Origin of the sequence: Undibacterium sp. RTI2.2, from assembly GCF_035018705.1 — a bacterium.
GTDB lineage: Bacteria > Pseudomonadota > Gammaproteobacteria > Burkholderiales > Burkholderiaceae_D > Undibacterium.
The window spans coordinates 1-22,198 of record NZ_JASJXN010000042.1 but is presented as its reverse complement, the minus strand read 5'-3'; the positions used below and the strand labels follow the sequence as shown (position 1 = coordinate 22,198).

The window sequence follows — 22,198 nt, the reverse complement described above, 5'->3', positions numbered from 1 at the left end:
ATTTAATCAATTTTTCTGCCTCTCACATAAGCGGAGAGGCAGAAAACACAGAAAATTGTTAGAGCTACTGTTGTGCAATTTGATTTGAAAAGCCAATTCCAATAGCCGCAAAAAGAGGTGTTCATGTCCGATATTATTTTTCATCACTATCCAGTGTCACCGTTTTCAGAAAAAATACGTCTGATTTTCGGATTTAAAAATCTGAACTGGAAGTCAGTGATGATTCCGTCCATCATGCCAAAGCCCGATGTGGTCGCGTTGACTGGCGGTTATCGCCGTACGCCGATCATGCAAATCGGCGCAGATATTTATTGTGATACCGCCTTGATTGCTGATGTGTTGGAAACTCTCGCACCAACGCCGTCACTTTATCCAGAAGCGATTGCTGGCTTGTCTAAAACGCTGGCACATTGGGCGGATACGACCTTATTCTGGACTGCGATTGCCTACACATTTCAGCCGGCTGCGATGAGTGGCATCCTGGGTGATGTCACGCCAGAACAGATGAAGGCGTTTGGTGCTGACCGTGCAGCGATGCGCGCCAATGCACCGCGTATGTCTCTGCCAGAGGCGACCGGACAATTGCAAGAGTATCTGCGTCGCTTGGACGCTATGTTGGCGGGTGGTCAAGCGTATTTACTCGGTGATCAGGCGAGTATCGTTGATTTTTCTGTGTATCACGCTTTGTGGTTTATCCGGCGTGTTCCCGCAGTGGCAGGGATTCTGGATGCGCATCCTCTGATTCTTTCGTGGATGGATAAAATCGCTGGCTTCGGTCACGGTCAATCTGAAAAAATGCGCAGTACCGAAGCCATTGAACTCGCCAGTACATCAACGCCAGCTGCTGTCACAGCCAGTTTTATTGATATCCACGGCATTGCGTTGGGTGAGCAAGTCACCATCATGCCTAACGATTACGCACTGGACCCGGTGCAGGGCGAGTTGGTGATATGTAGCGCCAATGAGCTCGCTGTGCAACGCCATGATGAACGCGCTGGTAACGTGACTGTGCATTTTCCACGTGTAGGTTTCCAAATGAAACGCGTAATACCGGCTTGAGCTTTGAGCAAACCAAGTCTTAATTGATCCTTTTGCATTAATCGTTTTTTCCATAAAAATAGCTGGAGACACCCATGAAAAATTTTCAAAATAAAGTAGCCGTTATCACTGGTGGTGGTAGCGGATTTGGCCGTGAATTTGCGCTGATCGGTGCCAAGCTCGGTATGAAGTTGGTATTGGCCGACGTGCAACAAGACGCATTAGATAAAGTCCAAGCCGAGCTAGAGGCAATGGATGCCCAAGTCCTGACAATGCGTTGTGATGTGCGCCATGCGGCAGAAGTGCAGGCTTTGGCCGATGCCACGATGGCAAAATTTGGCGCCGTGCATTTAGTCTTCAATAATGCTGGTGTCGGTTCTGGTGGGCTGATCTGGGAAAACACCCAAGCCGACTGGGAATGGGTATTGGGCGTCAATTTATGGGGCGTGATCCATGGCGTGCGTATCTTCACACCGCTGATGCTGGAATGCGCAAAGACCGACCTTGATTATGAAGGTCACATTGTCAACACAGCGTCCATGGCAGGTTTGCTCAACGCGCCGACGATGGGCGTGTACAACGTTTCCAAGCATGCCGTCGTGTCCTTGTCCGAAACCTTGTTCCAGGATTTAAGCCTAGTCGAAGCACCGATAGGCGCATCCGTCTTATGTCCTTATTTTGTTCCAACCGGCATCAGCCAGTCGCAACGTAATCGTCCCGACGACGTACAAGCATCAGCACCGACAGCAAGCCAAAAAGCCTCGCAAGCGATGTCGGATAAAGCGGTCTCGTCAGGAAAAGTGACTGCGGCAGAAGTTGCGGAAAAAACCTTCAAGGCGATCAGCGATGGACAGTTCTACATCTACTCCCATCCAGCTGCGCTAGGGAATGTACAAGAGCGTATGGAGGATATTATTACGCAACGCAATCCAAGCGACCCATATAAGGCAGTGCCGCACATCCGCGATATGCTGCGCGCAAAGCTGAAGTCCGCCTGATAGCAGTTCCCGATAGTTGACCTGAAGTCTGGCACGGTAATCAAGTTCAATGCCAGACGGATGGGATACAAAATGCGCAGCTTAAGTCGTAAGTAAAACAACGCAAACACGAGATAAGCACAATGGATAATCAATATACTCCTTCCTAGTAATTATAAATCGTCTATATATTATCTGGACAATGAGTTGGTTTTTATAATGATCACGGGGGAGTATGTGTAATTATTAGTTTTAATGCCCAAATATCCAATCAATTTTATGGTGGTGAAATTATGAGTGCAGTCATACAATCAAATCAATTTGCATCACTGTCTAACGGTACTCGTCTGCATTACGCCAGTGCCGGTGAAGCAGGTAAGCCTTTGCTGCTTTTTGTCCATGGATTTCCGGAATTCTGGTACGAGTGGTCGGCTCAGCTGGCCGAGTTTGGTCAGGATTATTTTGCCGTCGCACCGGATCTGCGGGGTTTTAATTTATCGGATATGCCAGCTGATTTGTCTGCCTACAAAGCACGTCACATTGTGGAGGATTTGCGCTTATTAGTTGCGCATCTTGGCTACGAAAAAGTCGTGATCATCGCCCACGATTGGGGCGGTGCGATCTGCTGGAATCTGGCAATCTCCTTCCCGGAGTTGCTGCACAAGTTGATTATCATTAACTCACCACATCCGTACTTGTTTATGCAGGCGCTCAGTTCGGATCCTTCCCAAAAATCGGCAAGCGAATACATGAACTGGTTGCGGGCGGAAGGTTCAGAGAAAGCGCTCGCCAAAGATGATTTTGCTTTGATGGAAGGATTCTTTAACGGAATGGGGCAAGCCAATACGGGCTGGTTTGATGCAGAGACTCGCGCCAAATATCACGAGTGCTGGTCACGTGGCTTGACTGGCGGCGTCAATTATTATCGCGCCTCGCCTTTGCACCCACCGACAGACAGCAATAAAGGACCATTACAACTGCAACTCAATCCTGACGACTTCAAAATCAAAGTGCCGACCCGCGTGATCTGGGGCGAGACCGATAAGGCTCTGCCAAAAACTCTGCTCGATGGGCTAGAGAACTTTATCGACGATTTAGAAGTCGTGCGCATACCAGAAGGTAGTCATTGGGTTATCCATGAACAGCCTGCGCGTATTAATCAATTGATCCGTGGATTTTTAGAGCAATAAAATGGCACGTACTGATTTTACTTTTTTTCATTCGCTGCGGGTACGCTGGTCAGAAGTCGACATGCAAGGCATCGTTTTCAATGGCCACTACCTGACGTATTTTGACGTCGCTTTTACTGAATACTGGCGTGCTACCAATTTGCCTAATGTCACGGTGCAAGCGGAGCAGGGCAAAGAGCTGTTCGCCCGCAAAGCCACTGTCGAATATATGGCGCCCGCCAGATTTGATGATGTGCTGGAGATTGGCGTACGCTGCGCAGCAATCGGCAATTCATCCCTGCGCTTTGTGCTAGAGATATACATCGGCGATCAGCATCTGATTTCTGGTGAGTTGTTCTACGTCTATGCTGACACTGCCGTGCGCAAAGGAGTTGCCGTACCCGAGCAATGGCGTGCGATCATTTCCAAACTGGAAATTTGTAAGCCAGAGACGAATCAGGCTAAAGTCTGAATTGATTGATCCGCTGATATCGGCAGGAGTCCGTTCTCTAGTTGAAAAATCAGTGCCACTACATTTCTGCTGCAAGCGCAGAATGACAGGCTTGATATTCGCTGAACTTCATGTTCAACTCTATCCTCATTGTCGTATGATAATGACAAAATCTTAGATATCCATCCCTAAACAATATGATGACTACAACAGCAGATAAAGACGCAGTGCGCGTCACCTTGGGTTCTTGGGCAGAACTACAAAAAGAAGCACAGGCAATTCGCTATGACGTCTTCGTCATCGAGCAGAATATCCCTGTCGAATTGGAGTGGGACGAGATGGATGCGCAATGCTTGCATGCCGTCGCCTATGACGCACAAGGTACAGCCGTTGGCACAGGGCGATTGCTGCCAGATGGTCATATCGGACGCATGGCGGTCAGAAGTGCCGCCCGCGGTCTGGGTGTCGGCGCAGCGATACTACAAAGCTTGATGCAACAAGCCCGAAACCGCGGCGACAAAGCAGTCAAACTCAATGCACAGACCTCAGCAGAACCGTTTTATGCCCGCAATGGCTACAGCCGTGAGGGTGATGTGTTTGAAGAGGCAGGGATTCCGCATATCAGTATGTCACATGAGTTTTGAGCTGAACTGATTCATTTACCAGATAACCTGATGATGAGAACTCGACTAAAAAGTTGATATTACAAAAGCCATATGTATGTTGTTTTTTTAAATGAAGGCGCAAATAATTTTGTGAAACCATTACAAGTCGGCAGTGCTGCTGCGCTCTTCGCGTTTACTTTTTTTTCTGTTATGTTGAATCTTTCCGGTCCCGGTTGGCTGGGATGGTATGAGATGTCGGAGAAAGGTCAAAAGATTGAAGCAACGATTACTCAGATACAGCCTGAAAATCACCAGCGTTGTTATTTTCGTTATTCCATTGCGGGAAGAAATTTAGATGGGACAGGCGACGGATGCGCAGACCTTGGAGTAAACGGAAAATTACTTGTGATTTATCTGCCTGGCGACCCAAAATTCGTAACAACCCGCAATCCAAACGAAGAGTTAGCTTTGACGATTATTGTTCCGCTCTTATTTTCCATAATTGCTGGCGTAATAGTTGCATTAAGGCAATTTAGGAAAATCGATGTACACCCAATTCGTTATTGAAAATAGACTCTTTTCTCAATAACTTCATTTTGAAATGTTTCCAATGGGGTATAAGTGGATAGGCAAAACATTGAACTTGTTCACCTTTATTATCAGGTGCTACGTTATATGAAAATCTCTTGATTCAACCTGCCTGAAACCCAATCTTCCCAGTCCACAGCTGCCAGTACATCACCCAGTCGCCCATGAACGAATATAGCGGTTGTTTGAATGAGGCCGGCTTATTTTTCTCAAAACCAAAATGACCGACCCAGGCGAAGCCATAACCACATAAAGGTGCGGCGATTAACCATACTCCGGCGCCGGTACCAATAAACATTGCCACACAGAGCAACACTAGGGTTGATCCAATAAAGTGAAGTTGGCGACAGTGGCGGTTGCGATGTTCACTTAAATAGAGGGGATAAAATTCGGCGAAACTGCTGTATTTTTGACTCATGATGGTCTCCTTAGATTGTTTTACGTACGTTTCTTTATTCTAGGTCTTTGTCGGTTTTGACTTGTATTGTCGTCTGTGTTTTTGATTTCACCTTACCAGCAACATAGGTCAAAATTTTAGGATGATGCAATACCCATCCTCCGGCGACGCCGATCAGACTACCCAAAATAATATCGAACAAGCGTGTCAGTACCAACGAATCGGGAGGCACTCTGACAGAGGCACCTTCTGCAAATAACATAGTCAGTGGGGTAATAAAAATCACGGCAACGCCGTAATTTCTGACGATCAGCATTTCAACGATAAATTGTAATACCGTGATGGCCAGTGCATAGGTCCAGACGTTTAATGGCAATGAAAAAATAATGGATGTCAGCCCCATACCCAATGCGGTACCTATAATGCGATGGACTTTCTTATGCCAGATCAAGCGGAAGGTAGCACCTTGCATAATCGCCGCACAGGATACCGGTACCCAATAGGGATTATTTAAATGCAGCAGGCGTGAGAGTAAAAACGATCCGCCGACGAAGCTGGCAATAACCAAGGATTCGAGCAGGATCGCAAAGATGTCGCGGTCTACCGGCGGCACTGGTGAGAGTTTGATGGGTTTGTTTGCGATGGCCAAAGAATAGATCAAAGCGATTAAGCAAGCCAGCATGCCACCGATCGAAATCAGTCCTACCCGCATTGGTATCCCAGCAAGGTTAAACGGCATGGTGCTTCCGACTGCGATCATCAGGATAAAAAAGAAGCTGGCGGGTGGAGGCAAAGAATAATAGCGACAAATGACGTCGATCAGCAGAACGGTGAGCGTCATCACCGCGACTGATACATAGGGATCAAAGCTGGCGCATAAGCCTAAGGTAAAACAGACCGAAAAACCGAATGAACATGCGACTAGCGTCAGCATGCGGTGCGCAATAGACGTCTTAGGCAAGTATAAAATCACCAGCGTTCCCATACCAACCAGAATGCCGAAATCTTGCTTACCAAAATAGGCGCCAGCAAATACGGGAATTCCCATACACAAGGAAACGATTAAGGCGATATGCCAAGATCTGCTAGGCGTATTCCAGACCAGTAATTGTCTGACCTCAGTCAGAATGACCTGCCATATTCGATGCATCGCGTTATCGTTTTGCATGTCGTATCGTGCTCCAACTAAAGCAGATTGATCTAGTTGACGGTTTAAACTAGGGCTACCAATACGCCGGCGGCCAACACCAGACTACCGGCAATTCTTTCTGTAATCACACTGTACTTGGGTTGCGTTGCTAAATGGCTAGCTTTGTTTGCCAGCATGCCGTAGCCCAATAGAATAAAAAATTCTGGAATGATGGAGCATGCAGCAAGGATACTCATTTGTGGGATGATGGGTTTTTGTGGATCAATAAACTGCGGCAGAATCGCGACAAATCCTAGCAGGGCTTTAGGATTCGTCATTTGCAGCATCACTGCGGTGCTGAAGATCCGTTTGCCGCTCTGTGGTTTGCTATCTAATTTGCTCAAGGTGATCGGGGATGGTCTGCCAAAAATAGCGGATAAGCCCAAGTACACCAGATATGCTGCACCTGCATATTTGATCGCCATAAAGATCTTGGGAGAGGCCAAAAGGAGCGATCCTATCCCTGTCGCAGAGATGGCAAAGTAAACGGCATTCCCGGTCAAAATCCCCAAAGTGACGAACAGCGAAATACGCCATCCGCGTGCGATGCCGTAGGCAACGACCATCATCACGGCGGGACCTGGTGATAATGAAAGCGCTGCTTCAGTTGCAGCAAATAATAGCCAGTTATTCATGCAATGCTTTTTCTCTATTTGGCAAAATGATGTGATTTAAGCAGGTCTTGCATTCTCTCCTAACTGCCGCGGGCAGGGAATGCACAACGTACTCGTACTTACGATTTTATAAAATCAAACAAGGCTGTAAGCACTGCGTCGCCTCGTTCTGCCATCAGCGAGTGTCCGCAATTTTCTATCAATGTCGTTTTGCTGTGCGGGATCGCAGTGCGCAGCGTGGCTGCCGCTTTGGGCGGCGTCATCATGTCTTTTTTTCCTAAAACAAATAGGGTTGGACAGCTAACCGCCTGCGCCGCCTGCTCACCGTTAGCATAGGCATTGCATGCTGAAAAATCGGTATAAAAGACTTTATCAGGATTGATCTTAGAAATACGTTGCATCAGACGCTGGCTGCCGCCCATGACATAAAATCCCGGCCCAGGGCAAGATGGTTTATGCGCGATGGAGGTATGGGACCAGATATTCACCATATCGATGGCGGTCTGCTCCTCGTCGCGTGCAGCATTGAGTAAGGTGTCTGATACCTTCATCGGATAGGCAGTACCGATGAGGGCTAATTTGCTGACTTTTTCTGGTGCGCGCGCACTGGTTTCCAAGGCAATCAGAGACCCCATGCTGTGACCAACCAGCATTGCCTTCTGCCCGCCAGCGGCATCTAACAAGGCGATCAGCCAATCTGCCATTTGTTCGACTGTCGTCAGCGCCGCACCTTTGCTGCGGCCATGTCCAGGCAAATCCACTGCCAGAACATTAAAGCCGTGATGAGCGATGTAACGAGTTTGTAATGCCCATACTGAATGGTCGTTTTGTGCGCCATGGAGGAAGACAACGGTTGCTTGCCCTGGATTGAATTGTTTGCCGCCTGTGTAGCAGAATGCGATGTGGTCATGAACGGTGAGTAGCATCTCAGGCTCCTTTCTGAGCAGCTTTTAAGCCACGCGCCAAGTCTTCAATCAAATCATCGACATTCTCTAATCCTATCGATAAACGCATGGTGCCTTCGGTAATACCGGAGGCAAGCAATTGTTCTGCCGGGACGCGGAAGTGCGTCGTTGACGCGGGATGAATCACCAGTGATTTTGCATCACCGACATTCGCGAGGTGCGAGAATAAATTTAAAGATTCGACAAAACGCTGACCAGCGGCGCGGTTGCCTTTAATACTGAAAGAAAATACAGCACCACAACCTTTGGGTAGCAAGGTTTTAGCCAGTTCATAATCAGGATGAGATTCCAGTTCTGGATACGAGACTGATTCGACGGCTGGATGGGCGACTAAAAATTCGACTACTTTGCGGGTGTTAGCAACATGCCTGTCCATGCGTAGTCCCAGCGTTTCTATTCCCTGCAGAATAGCGAAGGCATTGTGTGGGCTCATGCTGGCACCAAAGTCACGCAAACCCTCGCGCCGTGCGCGTAATGAGAAGGCTGCGACGGTGGATTCTTCTGAAAACACCATGCCGTGAAAACCATCATAAGGCTCACACAGCTCGGCAAAATGTCCGGTTTTTTCATACGCTTGTTGCCAGTCGAATGTACCGCCATCGACCAGTAGGCCTCCGATCGCCGTACCGTGACCACATAAGAACTTGGTTGCCGAATGGAATACCAGATCAGCGCCATGATCAAATGGGCGCAGTAGATAAGGCGTCGTGAAGGTGGAGTCCAGCATCAATGGCAAATAATGGCTGTGAGCGATTTCTGCGACCGCCGCAATATTCAAGACATCCAGGCCGGGATTGCCCAAGGTTTCTGCAAACAGCACTTTAGTATTAGGGCGGATAGCCGCACGCCATGCATCCAGATTGCGAGGGTCAACAAAGGTCGTCTCTATGCCAAAGCGCTTCATGGTGTAAGCCAGCAAGTTTTGCGAACCACCGTACAGGGCGCGTGAGGCTACTACGTGAGAGCCTGCGCCGGCAATCGTTGCGAGGCCTAAATGCATGGCGGCCTGGCCGCTGGCAACCGCAATCCCAGCGACACCACCTTCCAATGCGGCAATACGTTCTTCTAGCACGGCATTGGTCGGGTTAGAGATACGGGAGTAAACATGACCAGCGCGTTCCATATTGAATAAGGATGCCGCATGGTCAGAATCTTTAAAGACAAACGAGGATGTCAGATAAATTGGCGTTGCACGTGCGCCGGTTACCGGGTCTGGTGCCGCGCCAGCGTGCAGGGAAAGAGTGTCAAAGCCGTGGTATTTTGGACCGCTCATGATGTTGTTGTTCTCCTGATTTTTAGTGTGCTAATGCTACCATCGAAACACCGATGTTTGGGATGCGCTTGCGCCCCTGTTCTGCTATGAAAATGAGGCGGTTTACTTGAAATTGTTATGCCTTCGTGCAAATTAGTTGGCATCTGTGCTGGATTTTTTGCGATGCTTGCGATACATTGAACATACAACATCAAATGTGTTGACCAATCTTGCGTTCGTTGGCACAAAAAATTAAACATCAGTCAATGTCAACTGATGACAAAGAGGAGAGCGGTATGAAAGTCTCAGAAATTCTTCAGGTAAAAGGCAATATTCTTTACACCATTACTCCCGATACTCCGATTTCAGAAGCGGTCAGTGTGATGGAAGAAAAGGATATTGGTTCGCTGGTGGTGATGGAATACGGCGATTTGTCCGGCATCCTTACTTTCCGCGAAGTGATCCGTGCGATCCATGCCAATAACGGCTCCTTAGGTAACGGCACTGTGCGCAAATATATGGATGATCATCCATTGACTGTCACTCCAGATACCGAGGTCAATGAAGTACGCCGTATGATGCTGGAAAAACATTCCCGCTACCTGCCAGTGATGAATGCGAAAACACTGCTAGGTATTATTTCCTTCTACGACGTGGCAAGAGCAGTGCTCGAAGCGCAAAGTTTTGAGAACAAAATGCTGAAAGCGTATATCCGTGATTGGCCAGTAGAACAGCAGGAAGAATAATGACTTTGCGGATCGACGCAAAACCGCCTTTGCGGCGTGATTTGGCGGTGCAGTACTTTTTGCATTGCCGCCGCCGACGTGCGTTGCAGGGGCAATTTTTCGTCACTCCCCCAGTTCAAGCCTTGCTCAGTTTGTCGCAATTTTTTAATACCCGTACAGAATAAAACGACGCCTGCAGATCTGATTTGCGGGCGTTTTCTTTTGCTCAAATTTTTGAAGGAACTATATGCAAATCGCCATCGTTGGAGCAGGATTAGCAGGACTCACTGTCGCCCGTCAATTACAGTCCCAGGGTCATCATGTGACGGTGTACGAGAAGAGCCGTGGTGTTAGCGGACGTATGAGCACCCGTATGACAGAGCTAGGTGGTTTTGATCATGGCGCACAGTATTTCACGGCGACTTCGGATCGCTTTAAAAAAGAGATTAACGATTGGCGCAAATTAGGTTGGGTTGTGCCTTGGGAAAGTAAGCTAGTGACGTTGGATCATGGTCTGAGTAAGCCAACTGGAAACTCCGCCAAACGATATGTCGCGGTTCCCGGGATGAGTTCTTTGGGTAAGCAACTGGCACATGGTCTGGATGTTCGCACCGAGCAGCAAGTGGTTGCGATTGTAGCTTTCGAAAAGCAATGGATACTATCGATCAAATCCGACATGGTGCCTGTCCCGGCATCGGCAGGGCCTTTTGATGCGGTACTGCTGGCGATTCCGCCAGAGCAGGCAACACCTTTGCTGCGAGTGGCTCCTGCCATGGCGAAGCAAACTGCCAAAGTTCATCTGACACCGTGCTGGACTTTGATGTTGGGTTTTCAGACGCCGCTTAATTTGCCATATGAGGGTGCCTGGGTCAGCAATTCACGCCTGGGCTGGATCGCCAGCGACACTGCTAAACCATCACATCGGGTGGGCGAGCGTTGGGTTTGTCATGCGACGCAAGAGTGGAGCATAGAACATCTGGAAGATGATAACGAGCGTGCCAAAGAGAAGTTGTCCAGGGCTTTTCATGAGGCAACAGGATCACTAATCCAGCCTATTCACGCCGTCGCCCATCGCTGGCGTTATGCGCAAGCAGTGGAGCCAATCGCAGAGGATTGCTTATGGAATGCGAAACAGGGGATAGGCGTGTGCGGTGACTGGTTTGCAGCAGGGCTGGCAGGATCGGGACGTGTTGAGAATGCCTTCACCAGTGCATTGGCATTAGCGAGTAAATTTTCCGCTGCATAGCCCCTAGGATTGATAAAAAAAAGGGGAGTATAGGCATAAATCATGGTTGAAGTCCAGATTATATATGGACGTTTAAAAATACAGTGAGTAGTATATTTCTGAATGATTTGTAGGAATTTGTCGTTTCTGGATCATAGAAACGACAAATTGGTTTTCTGACTTTGGGGCTGCCTTAGTGGTGATTCAGTGCGGTTTCGGTTTGCTTGCCTAGTTGCTTCGACAGAATTATTTACTCAGACGTCCTAGCCAGTGAGCTAGTTTGCCCGGATTGTAAAGCGTCCAGGTTTTTTTGATACCCACTGGCACATGCCACAATGCCACCGTGCCAGCGCGGAAAAATGCCGTATCGCCTTCCTTTAAGGTGAAGTGCTGGCCGAGATAATCAATCTCCACGCCGCCACTCAAGACATAAATCGACTCGTCCAATTGGTAATGCCACTCAAAGGTGGATGGTCCTTCAGCTTCAAAAATGCCTGAGCTTGAGCTGCCGTCCGTTGCCGCTGAAAACTCAACGGCTTTAAAGTTGGGTTGGCCCGACTTGACCCAACTCGGATCGACCGCAAATGCTTGAATCGGCATGCTAACGGTGCTACTGGTCGCAGGCGCTACATGCGTTACATAGGCGACGGCACCGTAAATAGCGACACCGATGACACCAGCGAGTATTCCTACAATCCCGTATTTGAATGATTTGTTCATGTTGTCGTCATCCTTTCGCCTGTTTGTAAACGCCATAATGACGCATAGCCGCCATTGAGCGCCAGCAATTGTTCATGCGTGCCGCTTTCAACGATCTCACCCGATTCTAAGAGATAGATGCAATCAGCCTGACGGATTGTCGATAAGCGATGTGCAATCACGATGGTTGTGCGGTTGCGACTGACGACATCCAGACTGCGTTGGATCGCGGCTTCAGTTTCATTATCGACCGCGCTAGTCGCCTCATCCAAAATAAGGATAGGCGGATTTTTTAAAATTGCTCTTGCCAATGCTAGACGCTGACGCTGACCGCCAGACAATTTTTGGCCGCGCTCACCGATGCGGGTGGCAAATCCTAACGGCAGTTTGTTGATAAATTCAGTCGCCTCCGCCGCTTGTGCTGCATCAGCAATTGCCTGTTCCGATATGCCACTCAGACCATACGCAATATTCTCGGCAATCGTACCATCGGTTAAAAAACTATCCTGTGCTACGTAACCGATCGAACGGCGCAAATCCTGTAAGTTGATGTCATTAATGGGTTGGCCGTCCAGCAAAATCCGCCCCGACTGTGATTCATAAAAACGTAATAGCAGTTTCACTAAAGTTGATTTGCCCGATCCAGTTGACCCGACAAACGCCACTGTTTTGCCTGCAGGAATATGCAGGTTGATATTCTTCAGCGTGGTCGTGTCACCATAGGCAAAGCCGAGCTCTTCAAAGCGTAATTCACCTTGGACCTGATGCGGTGGCAAATGCGCACCCTCATAGGTAATCTTGATCGGCGTGTTCAGTAAATTCATCGCACGATCAATCGCCGACATAGATCGCTGATACATATCGGCCACATCTGCCAATCCGGTCATTGGCCATAGCAAACGCTGGGTTAAAAATACGAGCACAGAATAAGCACCAACTGCCAACTGTCCATGGATTGTCAGCCAGCCGCCATACACCAAGGTCGCGGTAAAACCAGCCAGAATCGCCATCCGTATGACTGGCGTGATGGCTGAATTTATTGCAATCGCGCGCCCATTCGCATCGCGATAGGCGTTACTAGCTTGGGCAATATGGGCGCTTTCAAAATTCTCTGTAGCAAAGGCTTTGATGGTGGCGAGTCCGAGCAGATTATTATTCAGGCGCGCACTGACGTCACCTGCGGCCTCACGCACTTCTGCATAACGTGGTGCCAAGCGTTTTTGGAACCAGAATGCACCAATCAGTATCGCCGGTACGGGCAGCAAAGAAATGATGGCTAGCGAAGGTTGCAAGGCGAAGAACACGGCACTGACCATCAAAGAGGAGCAGATCACCTGAATGATCTGATTAGCGCCGCCATTTAAAAAGCGTTCCATTTGATTGATGTCTTCATTCAGTATCGACATCAGATTGCCGGTGCGCTGATTTTCAAAGTATGCCATCTCCAGCTTTTGCACATGGTCATAAGTATCTAATCGCAAGTCATGCTGCAAATTTTGGGCGAGCTTGCGCCATTTCAGACAAAGTAGATATTCAAACCAGGACTCTCCGCCCCATACAATGGCATTCACAATACCCAGTAATACTAATTGATGCCAGGTATCAACGACGCCAAAGTTACCGAGGATTTTTTTTGCTAAAAAGCTTTTATCACCATTAACGACAATATCAACAGCGACGCCAATCAGAACTTCTGGCAAGACATCAAAAAATTTATTCAGAACCGAATATAGCGTCGCCAGACGAAAATCAGTACGGTATTTTTTTGAATAGCTAAGTAGTTTTTTGAGAGGGTGTATGGGAGTCGTGCCTGCAGTTGCTGTCATCGGAGTTTTTGTCATAGCGCTCGATCAATTTGACGAAGGGTTTTGCAAATGAAGCAAAATAAAAAGGGACTGCAAATTTTACAGTCCCTGAGGATTTCTAGCTTACAGCACGATTATTCTTCGCGACGCAGATGCGGGAACAAAATCACATCACGGATATTGGGCGAGTCAGTGATCAACATCATCAAACGATCAATACCAATGCCGCAACCGCCGGTCGGTGGCAAGCCGTATTCCAATGCGCGGATGTAATCTGCATCGTAATACATGGCTTCTTCGTCACCAGCGTCTTTTGCTGCTACCTGCGCCTGGAAGCGTGCCGCCTGATCTTCCGCATCATTTAACTCAGAGAAGCCGTTAGCGATTTCACGGCCAGTCATAAATAATTCAAAACGCTCAGTGATACCAGCGACGGTGTCAGAGGCGCGCGCTAATGGCGACACTTCAACTGGATAGTCGATGATGTAGGTCGGCTCCCACAGTTGTGCTTCTGCTGTTTCTTCAAACAAAGCTAGTTGCAATGCCCCCAGACCTGCTGTCGTAAACGGTTTTACGCCAAACTTGAGCAATTCTGTTTTGATGAAGTCGGCGTCATGCAGTTGTTCATTGGTGTAACGCGGCGCATATTTGTTGATCGCACCGACAATGGTCAAGCGTTGGAAAGGCTTACTCAGATCCAGCTCTTTACCTTGGTATGTCAGGACTGCTGTGCCATGCGCATCCTCTGCGGCCTTGCGGATGACTTGCTCAGTAAAATCCATCAGCCATTTGTAATCCACATAGGCTGCGTAAAATTCCATCATAGTGAATTCTGGATTATGACGCGGCGAGACACCTTCGTTGCGGAAGTTACGATTGACTTCAAATACACGATCAAAACCGCCGACCACCAGACGCTTCAGATACAGTTCTGGCGCGATACGCAGATACATTTGCATGTCGAGCGCGTTGTGATGTGTGATGAAAGGTTTCGCCGCGGCGCCGCCAGGGATGACGTGCAACATCGGTGTTTCTACTTCCATAAACTCATTATTGATCATGAAATTACGGATCGAAGTCATCGCAGCGGTACGCGCTTTAAACGTGCGACGCGTTTCCTCGCTCATGATCAGATCAACATACCGTTGACGATATTTCGTTTCTTGATTTGCCAGTCCATGGAATTTATCTGGAAGAGGGCGCAGTGATTTAGTCAGCAAGCGTAATGTCGTGACTTTGATCGTCAGCTCATCTGTCTTGGTTTTGAAGAGCGTACCTTCGATACCTAAAATATCACCCAGATCATAGTGACGGAACGCTTCCATCTCGGCTTCGCCAGTTTTGTCGGAGGTGACGTACAACTGAATACGACCATCTGCTTTAATGCCAGAGGCATCTTGCAGAGTAGCGAAGGCAGCTTTTTTGCCAGCCTCGCGCTTTAGCATCATACGACCAGCAACCACCACCGTAATATTCAACTCTTCCAGCTCTTCACGCGTCGTCGCGCCATATTGCGTTTGTAAAGCAGCAGCTTTATGTTGCGGACGGAAGTCATTTGGGAAAGCAATACCTTGCTTGCGAATGGCATCCAACTTAGCGCGACGCTCGGTGATGATGGAATGTTCATCGACTACGACTTCTGCCGATACTGCGTTATGAGTTTGGTCTGACATGAAATTTCTCTCAGTATGTAATTTATTTACTTATCCGTAGCTGGCAAATTCAGTGATGGACTTTGCAACCACCAAATTTGCGCTGAGCTCGTGCTGAATTTGCACTAGATTGGCACTAGATTTAGACGCCTTGCTTGAGTGAGGCCGCGATAAAGTCATCCAGATCACCATCCAGAACTGCTTTGGTATTGCCCATTTCAAAGTTCGTACGTAGATCTTTGATGCGGGATTGATCCAGTACGTAGGAACGAATTTGATGACCCCAGCCGACGTCGGTTTTAGTGTCTTCCAGATTTTGTTTTTCGCTCATACGTTTGCGCAATTCCAGCTCAAACAATTTGGCTTTCAACATCTCCCATGCTTCGGCGCGGTTACGGTGTTGACTGCGATCATTTTGACACTGCACTACGATACCGGACGGGCCGTGGGTCAGACGCACGGCGGAATCGGTTTTATTAATATGCTGACCACCTGCACCGGAGGCGCGATAGGTATCTACGCGGACATCAGCAGGGTTGATATCAATTTCAAACGATTCATCCACTTCAGGGTAGACAAACAAACTTGAGAACGAGGTATGGCGACCGTTGGCAGAATCAAACGGTGACTTACGAACTAGTCGATGCACGCCGGTTTCGGTGCGCAAAAATCCGTAAGCGTATTCGCCTTCCACCTTCAGAGTTGCGGTCTTGATACCGGCAACTTCACCATCAGATTGCTCCAGAATTTCGACCTTGAAACCTTTACGTTCGCAATAACGTAAGTATTGACGTAACAGCATCGATGCCCAGTCTTGTGCCTCAGTACCGCCAGCACCTGCCTGAATATCGATAAAGCAGTTATTTGGATCCATCGGATTATTAAACATCCGGCGGAACTCCATGCCTTCAACTAAGCCTTTGAGTGTTTGTGCGTCCGCTTCGATCGCTTCTAAAGTGTCGTCATCACTCTCTTCACGCGCCATTGCGAATAAGTCGCTGGCATCACGCAAATCGATATCGATTTTAGTCAGCGTATGCACGATGGCTTCAAGGGATTTTTTTTCTTTGCCCAGTTCTTGGGCACGCTTAGGTTCTTCCCAGACTTTGGGATCTTCCAACTCGGCGTTGACTTGCTCTAGTTTCTCTGACTTGACATCGAAGTCAAAGATACCTCCGAAGTTCGGCTTCACGACCAGTCAGGTCGATGAGCAGGGCGGACAGGCTATTGAGGCGTTCGGCTTCCATATTTTTCTTCTAAAGTATTTAAATCAAACCCTAGATTATACCCGAGGGAGAGCTTGATCTAATTTAGATTGCTGAGGATTCAACCCGAAAAACAAGGACTACATCTGATCGCCACTAATAAAATAATTATTTGTCAATAATACAGTTTGCGGTTGACAGAGCACAGCCGTTCAAAGTCGTTTTAAGATCTAAAGTCAGGCTGAGCTAATAAAGCTTTGTTAATAAGTTCTGTTAATACAGCCCGGTACTAAATAAACTCAGCTTTACCAGACCGACTTTATTTCGCTTGGTTTGTTATTTCTGTGGCTTTCAAACCATTTTGACAAATGATCTTTAAAACATTTTGGGCAAATATGATATTGGGTTTGGGTCGATTGCCCTCCACTGGCGAGAGAAACTTCTTCGTATAACTCGATCGTAGTTGTGACTTTTTGACTTTCTTCAGCGCTCCAGTCCTCATCCCATTTTGACTCTGCGCCGCAGACATCGCAAGTCAATTTTTCAAATACTTCTTCTGTATGTTCCAGTATCAAAATCGTATTCATGTGCTTCATGCTGACCTCCGTTTAGTAGGGTGATGTAGTCTTTCGAACATGTGTTTGCAAAAAAAATTGTACTACTTGATGTCTTAGCTGTGCGTTAATTTTCTGAGAACGGAATTCCCCTTCGTTTCGAGACTTACGTAAAACTGCTCCAAGTGCGTTACATCTCTAAAACATTACCCCGCCGCCATGCCTTACTGAGATAATTTTGAGTAAGTCTTGAGTTTTATAAAAAAGGGACGCAATTTTTGCGTCCCTTTTTGTTGTCTAAACCGCTTAGTTTTTGAGCGATTGAGCAATTTGCGTTACCAGATTGATACGCGCTCTGCTGGCGCCAAATACATCTTGTCTCCTTCTTTCAAATCATAGGCTTTGTAGAATGGGCCCATGTTGCGCAAGCTGCCATTTGCACGGATTTCGCCAGGTGAATGTGGATCCGTCTTCAATTGAACGATCATTGATGCTTCGCGCATTTTGCCGCGCCATACTTGAGCAAAGCCCATGAAGAAGCGTTGGTCACCAGTTAAGCCACCGATGACAGGTGCAGGTTTGCCGCCGAGGGATAAATGGTAGGCTTTGTAAGCGATTGCCAGACCAGAGTTATCAGCAATATTTTCACCTAGAGTCAGTTCACCATTCACGAAATAACCAGGAATAGGGCTGAATGCACTGTACTGCTTGACCAGCGTAGCTGTTTTTGCCGCAAATTTTTCGTGGTCGTCTTTGGTCCACCAGTCACGCAGATTTCCTTTGCCATCATATTGCGCACCTTGGTCATCAAAACCATGGCTGATTTCATGACCGATTACCGCGCCGATACCACCGTAGTTGACTGCGTCATCTGCTTTAGCATTGAAGAATGGAGGCTGCAAAATCGCTGCCGGGAAGACGATTTCATTCATCTCCGGGTTGTAATAAGCGTTGACGGTTTGTGGTGTCATACCCCATTCGTCGCGATCGATTGGCTGGCCTAATTTATTCAATTCCACTTGAGAAGCGAACAAACGAGCATTGCGCAAGTTGGCAACTGCATCACCTTTGACGATGTTCAATGCAGAGTAATCACGCCATTTGTTTGGATAACCAATTTTGGGCATGAAGGTCGCCAGTTTTGCTTGCGCTTCTTTTTTGGTCTCTGGACTCATCCAATCCAATGTGTCGATACTTTGCTTGTAAGCCAGCAGCAAATTATTGACCAGTTTCTCCATCTTCGCTTTGTTCGCTGCAGGGAAATACTGTGCAACATACAGTTTTCCTAAGCTTTCGCCCAAACTAGAGTCGACCAGTCGTACGCCGCGTTTCCAGCGATCTTCTTGCTTTGGTACACCACGTAAAGTCGTGCTGTAGAAACCGAAGCTTTCATCCACGAATGCTTTTGGTAACTGGCTTGCAGCAGAGCTTAACAAATGCCATTTGAAATACGTTTTCCATGTGTCCAGTGATGTATTTTGCAAAAGGGTATTGAACGCCGTCAGATAAGTTGGCTGACTGACGATCAGATAGTCGATCTTGCCTTGCACGCCCAACGTGGTTAGATAGCTTTTCCAGTCGTAACCCGGAGTCAATGCATCAAGTTTGCTGAGTTCAAATTTGTTGTATGCTTTGATCGGATCACGCAGTTCCACTTTACTCCATTGAATCTTGGCGAGTTCTGTCTCTAATACCAAAATTTCAGCTGCATTTTTTGCTGCATCTTTATCGCCAGCCATGCTCAGCATTTTTTCTACATGGATGAGATATTTAGTACGCGCATCTTTGAGTTTGACGTCGTCATCTTTCAAGTAATAATCGCGGTCGGGCAAGCCGAGACCAGATTGACCGATATCCAGTACATATTTAGTGGAGTCTTTGTTATCTTGATGCACACCCACGTCGAGTGGTGCACCAACGCTGATGCGATTGAGGCTAGCGATGAATGCTGGAATTTGCTTTTTATCCGTCAATGCAGCGACTTTGGCAAAGTCGCTTTCCAATGGTTTCAACCCCATAGACTCAATCCTGTCGGTATCCATATAGGTGGTATACATATCACCGATTTTGGCCGCTTCTGTTCCGGCTTTCGGCTTTTGCTTCGCTAGGCCCTCTATGATGCTGCGCATACGTGGAACAGTCGCTTCACGCAAGTCGATGAACGCACCTGCAGACGATTTGTCCGCAGGGATTTCGGCGGTTTTTAACCAGGAGCCGTTGACATGACGATAAAAGTCGTCTTGCGCGCGTACACTTGTGTCATTGAATTTGTTGTCAATGCCAGACAATAAGACTGATGCAGAGGATGAGGCTGCTTTGGCAGGTGTGGCAGGTGAAGCTTTTGCTGGTTCATCAGCATAGACGCTGGTAGCGCCGGCAAACATGAGCGCGATAGCGCTGAGTACGTGAGCTTTCACTAATTGATCTCCTGGGGTGATGGAATGAAGTGTTTGTCTTTATTGCTACGATCTTTTTTACTGAATGCGTTTTCCAACTTGTTTTGAAAATTTTGGTCGGACCTCGCTATTGCTGGCTGATGACTTAATGTCAACCATACTATTAATTGACTTTGTTCGTCAGCTCTATAGCAGACAATTCAGCATCTAATTGACCAAAATACGATCAAAGAGTTCGCCGATTTGCCTAAAAATTCAATTATATTTTCAAGTACGTGACTCTGTTTGAAAATAAAATCAGCAAAGTATAGTAAATCGCGGCAATTCCCCTGTCCATACTTACATTATTTAAAAGCAATGAAAATCAGGTTTGGTGGCGTCGCTTTGCAACATAAGAGTGCTAGATCCCCGAACGCATAGATTACAATGCCGAACTTAAGGACTGATTTATCATGCATAACTCAACAATCTTCCGACAATTAGAACAAAAAACGCCATGTCTGATCTTCAATCGCTGACTGACTCCTTGATCCAGTTTAGAGATCAACGCAACTGGAAGCAGTATCACGATTTAAAAAATCTGATTATCTCGTTGCATTTGGAAACCGGTGAATTGCTGGAACTAACGCAGTGGAAAAGCGAAGAGCAAATCGCTAACTTGCAAGACGACCCACGTTTTCAACAAGAGTTGAGGGAAGAATGCGCTGATGTATTGCATTATCTGCTTCTCATCGCAGAGAAAAATGGGATTGATCTGATCGCTGCGGCAACAGAGAAAATTGCAAAAAACGAGCAGCGTTATCCGGTCGACCAATTTTATGGCTCTTCTGCAAAATATACCGTTTTGGACACGGAGACAGGTGCTGTTTTAGACTTGGCGCCAACAAAGAGAGAATAACGCATCAGGCAGTTCCCTCATTTGCTTAGGGCAGATGAATCGACTGTTTCGAGCAGTAAGCATCGCGAAATACCTCATTTTTAAGGACATACTATGAACGACACCCTCACTATCGACGAATTTAATGCGCTGGAGCTAATCAGCAAATTACGTAAAAATGAGCGCCCCAACGCATGCATCGGCAGAAATTCCAAACGCTTAAACGGTTTGAAATATATCAAACACAATAAGGACGGTAGTTTCGATATGACAGAGAAGGGGCTGCAGACCTTGTTTGTGAAGAAATGTATTGAGGGTTTGCGTTTGATTTCCAACGATCCGATGGCGCAGATTGGTAATGATGTAGCAACGTTTTTAGGTAAAAAAGCACACATCGTTGCATTGCCGGAGGGTGGTTTTGCGATCACCGATAAGGGGCGGGAATCCTTAATCGACATCGATAGCGCACCAGCAGTTCGGGTGTGATTTCTTGTTGTTTAGTTTGGTTTTTCTGCGCGGTCTAAACTACGGAACAGATCGCCTAGTCTTCAATATCGTCTTTGATCAGAGTGATACGTTGGATTAAAAACTCTCCATCGATCACTCTGCGAAATGGCACCCCCGTCACACGAAATCCCTCGCCACCTTCAGCAATCCATTGCTTGGCCTGAAGATCAAAGGCGGGGATGCTCATCCCCAGCATCTCTGCAAAAACGACAAACTTAGCACCCGGCTTTTGTCGCTTTACTATGGCTTCTAATGCGCTGATATTCATATTGTTAATTTAGATACTCATAGTGGGTATATTTAATCGTCCAGATGCTTTCTGCTCTGCAGGTCATTTTTACTAAAATAGAGGGGGAGTATATCTATTTGGTAAGTATTGCGAAGTCGAATCCAGATGATTTTGTGTTTTCTCGTTGTTGTTAGCGTTGGCGCTAAAATTTTAGCCTCCACTTATCTACTTAATCATGTGTCCGTTTCAACCAGATCCCAATTGTCTTCTTCGTTATAGGAAGCGATCCAATTGACTGCATGATGCCACTCTGGAATAACATCGCAACGAATATTGCCGACGGTTGTCTTGCCAATCAAATTAGCATGGCGTACTGCCCAATGCACCCGGTATAGTAAGTCAGCCCAATCCAGAATGCGTGATTTGGATCGCAGCTGTATCGCTTTCTCCAGAACGCTAGCCTGTTCCATCGCTTGCGGGAAAAAACGCTGTAGTTTGCTGACGTCCGATGCATGCAAACTCAATTCAATCTCATCATTGATGCCTGCACACCAAGCGAGGAAAAACAGACGCTCTTTCTGGAGTGCAAATCGCGATCTATCCTGACAAGACATTACATCGCTAAATAAGAATGCGTGTTCTTGTTCAGATAAATACGAAGCCATTTGATGTGTTGTTATGTATTTACGAAAATAGCTTGGGTGCTCTGCCTCTGCTGCCCCAGTCACCGCCCACAATGCTATTAAACGCTGGAATAAGGCATCCTTGCTGCGCAAATCCACCTCCTCATCTGATTCAATCAACGGTAGCTGAAGATTGATGCGGATACCTCGCTTATGCAACATGGTCTCCGAGAGAAATTTACGGCTTTCTGGATTCATAAAAATTCAAAATAGATTGTGGTCAAGCCAGTATTGTCAGGTAAGTAGAAGGACTTTGTTGATTAATTTATGTAATGATTTATAAAATATGAATGAAAAGCGCTTGCCAAAGGGAGGTGTAGTTTGCTATAGTTCGGCTCCCGTCGAGAGGCGGGGAAATAGAGGTAGAAAGACAGTGAAACACGAGAAGTGAGTACG

24 protein-coding genes are annotated in these 22,198 nt (G+C 47.2%); 11 read left to right on the top strand and 13 right to left on the bottom strand.

Features of this window, described 5'->3' with window-relative positions:
* Positions 1-123: 123 nt before the first annotated feature.
* The 6 genes from QN395_RS17845 (at position 124) to QN395_RS17820 (ending at position 4,807) form a co-directional block, all read left to right on the top strand.
* Complete coding sequence (locus QN395_RS17845; RefSeq protein WP_322118388.1) at positions 124-1,059, top strand: glutathione S-transferase family protein; 936 nt, start codon at positions 124-126, stop codon at positions 1,057-1,059.
* A gap of 74 nt (positions 1,060-1,133) precedes the next feature.
* Positions 1,134-2,036 (top strand): SDR family oxidoreductase, encoded by a 903-nt coding sequence (locus QN395_RS17840; RefSeq protein WP_322118389.1) that lies wholly within the window; start codon positions 1,134-1,136, stop codon positions 2,034-2,036.
* A 272-nt stretch (positions 2,037-2,308) separates the two neighbouring features.
* Complete coding sequence (locus QN395_RS17835; RefSeq protein ID WP_322118390.1) at positions 2,309-3,205, top strand: alpha/beta hydrolase; 897 nt, start codon at positions 2,309-2,311, stop codon at positions 3,203-3,205.
* Between the two features lies 1 nt (position 3,206).
* Positions 3,207-3,656: a thioesterase family protein gene (locus tag QN395_RS17830; protein WP_322118391.1), complete on the top strand. Its 450-nt coding sequence runs from the start codon at positions 3,207-3,209 to the stop codon at positions 3,654-3,656.
* Positions 3,657-3,835: 179 nt separating this feature from the next.
* Positions 3,836-4,279: a GNAT family N-acetyltransferase gene (locus QN395_RS17825; RefSeq protein WP_322121559.1), complete on the top strand. Its 444-nt coding sequence runs from the start codon at positions 3,836-3,838 to the stop codon at positions 4,277-4,279.
* 72 nt (positions 4,280-4,351) lie between these two features.
* The gene (locus QN395_RS17820; protein ID WP_323492476.1) at positions 4,352-4,807 is read left to right on the top strand and encodes a hypothetical protein; all 456 of its coding nucleotides are present in this window, start codon (positions 4,352-4,354) and stop codon (positions 4,805-4,807) included.
* A gap of 124 nt (positions 4,808-4,931) precedes the next feature.
* On the opposite strand, the gene QN395_RS17815 is transcribed toward QN395_RS17820, so the two are convergent.
* The 5 genes from QN395_RS17815 to QN395_RS17795 all read right to left on the bottom strand — a co-directional run bounded on the left by QN395_RS17815 (position 4,932) and on the right by QN395_RS17795 (position 9,266).
* Positions 4,932-5,246, bottom strand: coding sequence for a DUF962 domain-containing protein (locus tag QN395_RS17815; protein ID WP_322118393.1), 315 nt, complete (start codon positions 5,244-5,246; stop codon positions 4,932-4,934).
* Positions 5,247-5,280: 34 nt separating this feature from the next.
* A complete protein-coding gene (locus QN395_RS17810; RefSeq protein WP_322118394.1) occupies positions 5,281-6,393 on the bottom strand; it encodes an FUSC family protein in 1,113 nt (370 codons plus the stop codon).
* A 44-nt stretch (positions 6,394-6,437) separates the two neighbouring features.
* Positions 6,438-7,049: a LysE family translocator gene (locus QN395_RS17805; protein WP_322118395.1), complete on the bottom strand. Its 612-nt coding sequence runs from the start codon at positions 7,047-7,049 to the stop codon at positions 6,438-6,440.
* Between the two features lie 98 nt (positions 7,050-7,147).
* A complete protein-coding gene (locus tag QN395_RS17800) occupies positions 7,148-7,954 on the bottom strand; it encodes an alpha/beta hydrolase (protein ID WP_322118396.1) in 807 nt (268 codons plus the stop codon).
* A 1-nt stretch (position 7,955) separates the two neighbouring features.
* On the bottom strand, positions 7,956-9,266 hold the full coding sequence (locus QN395_RS17795; protein ID WP_322118397.1) for an O-acetylhomoserine aminocarboxypropyltransferase: 1,311 nt from the start codon (positions 9,264-9,266) through the stop codon (positions 7,956-7,958).
* A gap of 275 nt (positions 9,267-9,541) precedes the next feature.
* On the opposite strand from QN395_RS17795, the gene QN395_RS17790 reads away from it, so the two are divergent.
* The 3 genes from QN395_RS17790 (at position 9,542) to QN395_RS17780 (ending at position 11,216) form a co-directional block, all read left to right on the top strand.
* Positions 9,542-9,991, top strand: a complete 450-nt coding sequence (locus QN395_RS17790) for a CBS domain-containing protein (RefSeq protein ID WP_322118398.1) — start codon at positions 9,542-9,544, stop codon at positions 9,989-9,991.
* Positions 9,991-10,155 carry a hypothetical protein gene (locus QN395_RS17785; RefSeq protein ID WP_322118399.1) on the top strand — a complete coding sequence of 55 codons (165 nt, stop codon included), beginning with the start codon at positions 9,991-9,993 and terminating at the stop codon, positions 10,153-10,155. Before QN395_RS17790 ends, QN395_RS17785 begins: the two co-directional genes overlap by 1 nt.
* 62 nt (positions 10,156-10,217) lie before the next feature.
* Positions 10,218-11,216 carry an NAD(P)/FAD-dependent oxidoreductase gene (locus QN395_RS17780; RefSeq protein ID WP_322118400.1) on the top strand — a complete coding sequence of 333 codons (999 nt, stop codon included), beginning with the start codon at positions 10,218-10,220 and terminating at the stop codon, positions 11,214-11,216.
* Positions 11,217-11,441: 225 nt separating this feature from the next.
* Here QN395_RS17780 and QN395_RS17775 read toward each other — a convergent pair whose 3' ends face one another.
* The 6 genes from QN395_RS17775 to QN395_RS17750 all read right to left on the bottom strand — a co-directional run bounded on the left by QN395_RS17775 (position 11,442) and on the right by QN395_RS17750 (position 19,527).
* Complete coding sequence (locus QN395_RS17775) at positions 11,442-11,915, bottom strand: cupin domain-containing protein (RefSeq protein WP_322118401.1); 474 nt, start codon at positions 11,913-11,915, stop codon at positions 11,442-11,444.
* A complete protein-coding gene (locus QN395_RS17770) occupies positions 11,912-13,735 on the bottom strand; it encodes an ABC transporter ATP-binding protein (RefSeq protein WP_323492477.1) in 1,824 nt (607 codons plus the stop codon). The genes QN395_RS17775 and QN395_RS17770 overlap by 4 nt, the downstream gene beginning before the upstream one ends.
* 98 nt (positions 13,736-13,833) lie before the next feature.
* Positions 13,834-15,372 carry a lysine--tRNA ligase gene (lysS, locus tag QN395_RS17765; protein WP_322118403.1) on the bottom strand — a complete coding sequence of 513 codons (1,539 nt, stop codon included), beginning with the start codon at positions 15,370-15,372 and terminating at the stop codon, positions 13,834-13,836.
* Between the two features lie 121 nt (positions 15,373-15,493).
* Positions 15,494-16,598 (bottom strand): peptide chain release factor 2 gene (gene prfB, locus QN395_RS17760; protein WP_322118404.1). Its coding sequence is split into 2 segments (ribosomal slippage): positions 15,494-16,516 and positions 16,518-16,598, totalling 1,104 coding nucleotides; the frame shifts between segments, so codons are not numbered across the junction.
* 263 nt (positions 16,599-16,861) lie between these two features.
* Positions 16,862-17,152: a hypothetical protein gene (locus tag QN395_RS17755; protein WP_323492478.1), complete on the bottom strand. Its 291-nt coding sequence runs from the start codon at positions 17,150-17,152 to the stop codon at positions 16,862-16,864.
* A 293-nt stretch (positions 17,153-17,445) separates the two neighbouring features.
* On the bottom strand, positions 17,446-19,527 hold the full coding sequence (locus QN395_RS17750; protein ID WP_322118406.1) for a M13 family metallopeptidase: 2,082 nt from the start codon (positions 19,525-19,527) through the stop codon (positions 17,446-17,448).
* A 475-nt stretch (positions 19,528-20,002) separates the two neighbouring features.
* Between QN395_RS17750 and QN395_RS17745 the strand changes: the two genes are divergently transcribed.
* Positions 20,003-20,404, top strand: a complete 402-nt coding sequence (locus tag QN395_RS17745) for a nucleotide pyrophosphohydrolase (RefSeq protein WP_323492479.1) — start codon at positions 20,003-20,005, stop codon at positions 20,402-20,404.
* A gap of 93 nt (positions 20,405-20,497) precedes the next feature.
* A complete protein-coding gene (locus tag QN395_RS17740) occupies positions 20,498-20,869 on the top strand; it encodes a hypothetical protein (protein WP_322118408.1) in 372 nt (123 codons plus the stop codon).
* Between the two features lie 55 nt (positions 20,870-20,924).
* On the opposite strand, the gene QN395_RS17735 is transcribed toward QN395_RS17740, so the two are convergent.
* Together QN395_RS17735 and QN395_RS17730 are read right to left on the bottom strand one after the other, a co-directional pair.
* On the bottom strand, positions 20,925-21,158 hold the full coding sequence (locus QN395_RS17735) for a hypothetical protein (RefSeq protein WP_322118409.1): 234 nt from the start codon (positions 21,156-21,158) through the stop codon (positions 20,925-20,927).
* Positions 21,159-21,352: 194 nt separating this feature from the next.
* Positions 21,353-22,000 carry a DUF4272 domain-containing protein gene (locus tag QN395_RS17730; protein WP_323492480.1) on the bottom strand — a complete coding sequence of 216 codons (648 nt, stop codon included), beginning with the start codon at positions 21,998-22,000 and terminating at the stop codon, positions 21,353-21,355.
* Positions 22,001-22,198 lie beyond the last annotated feature (198 nt).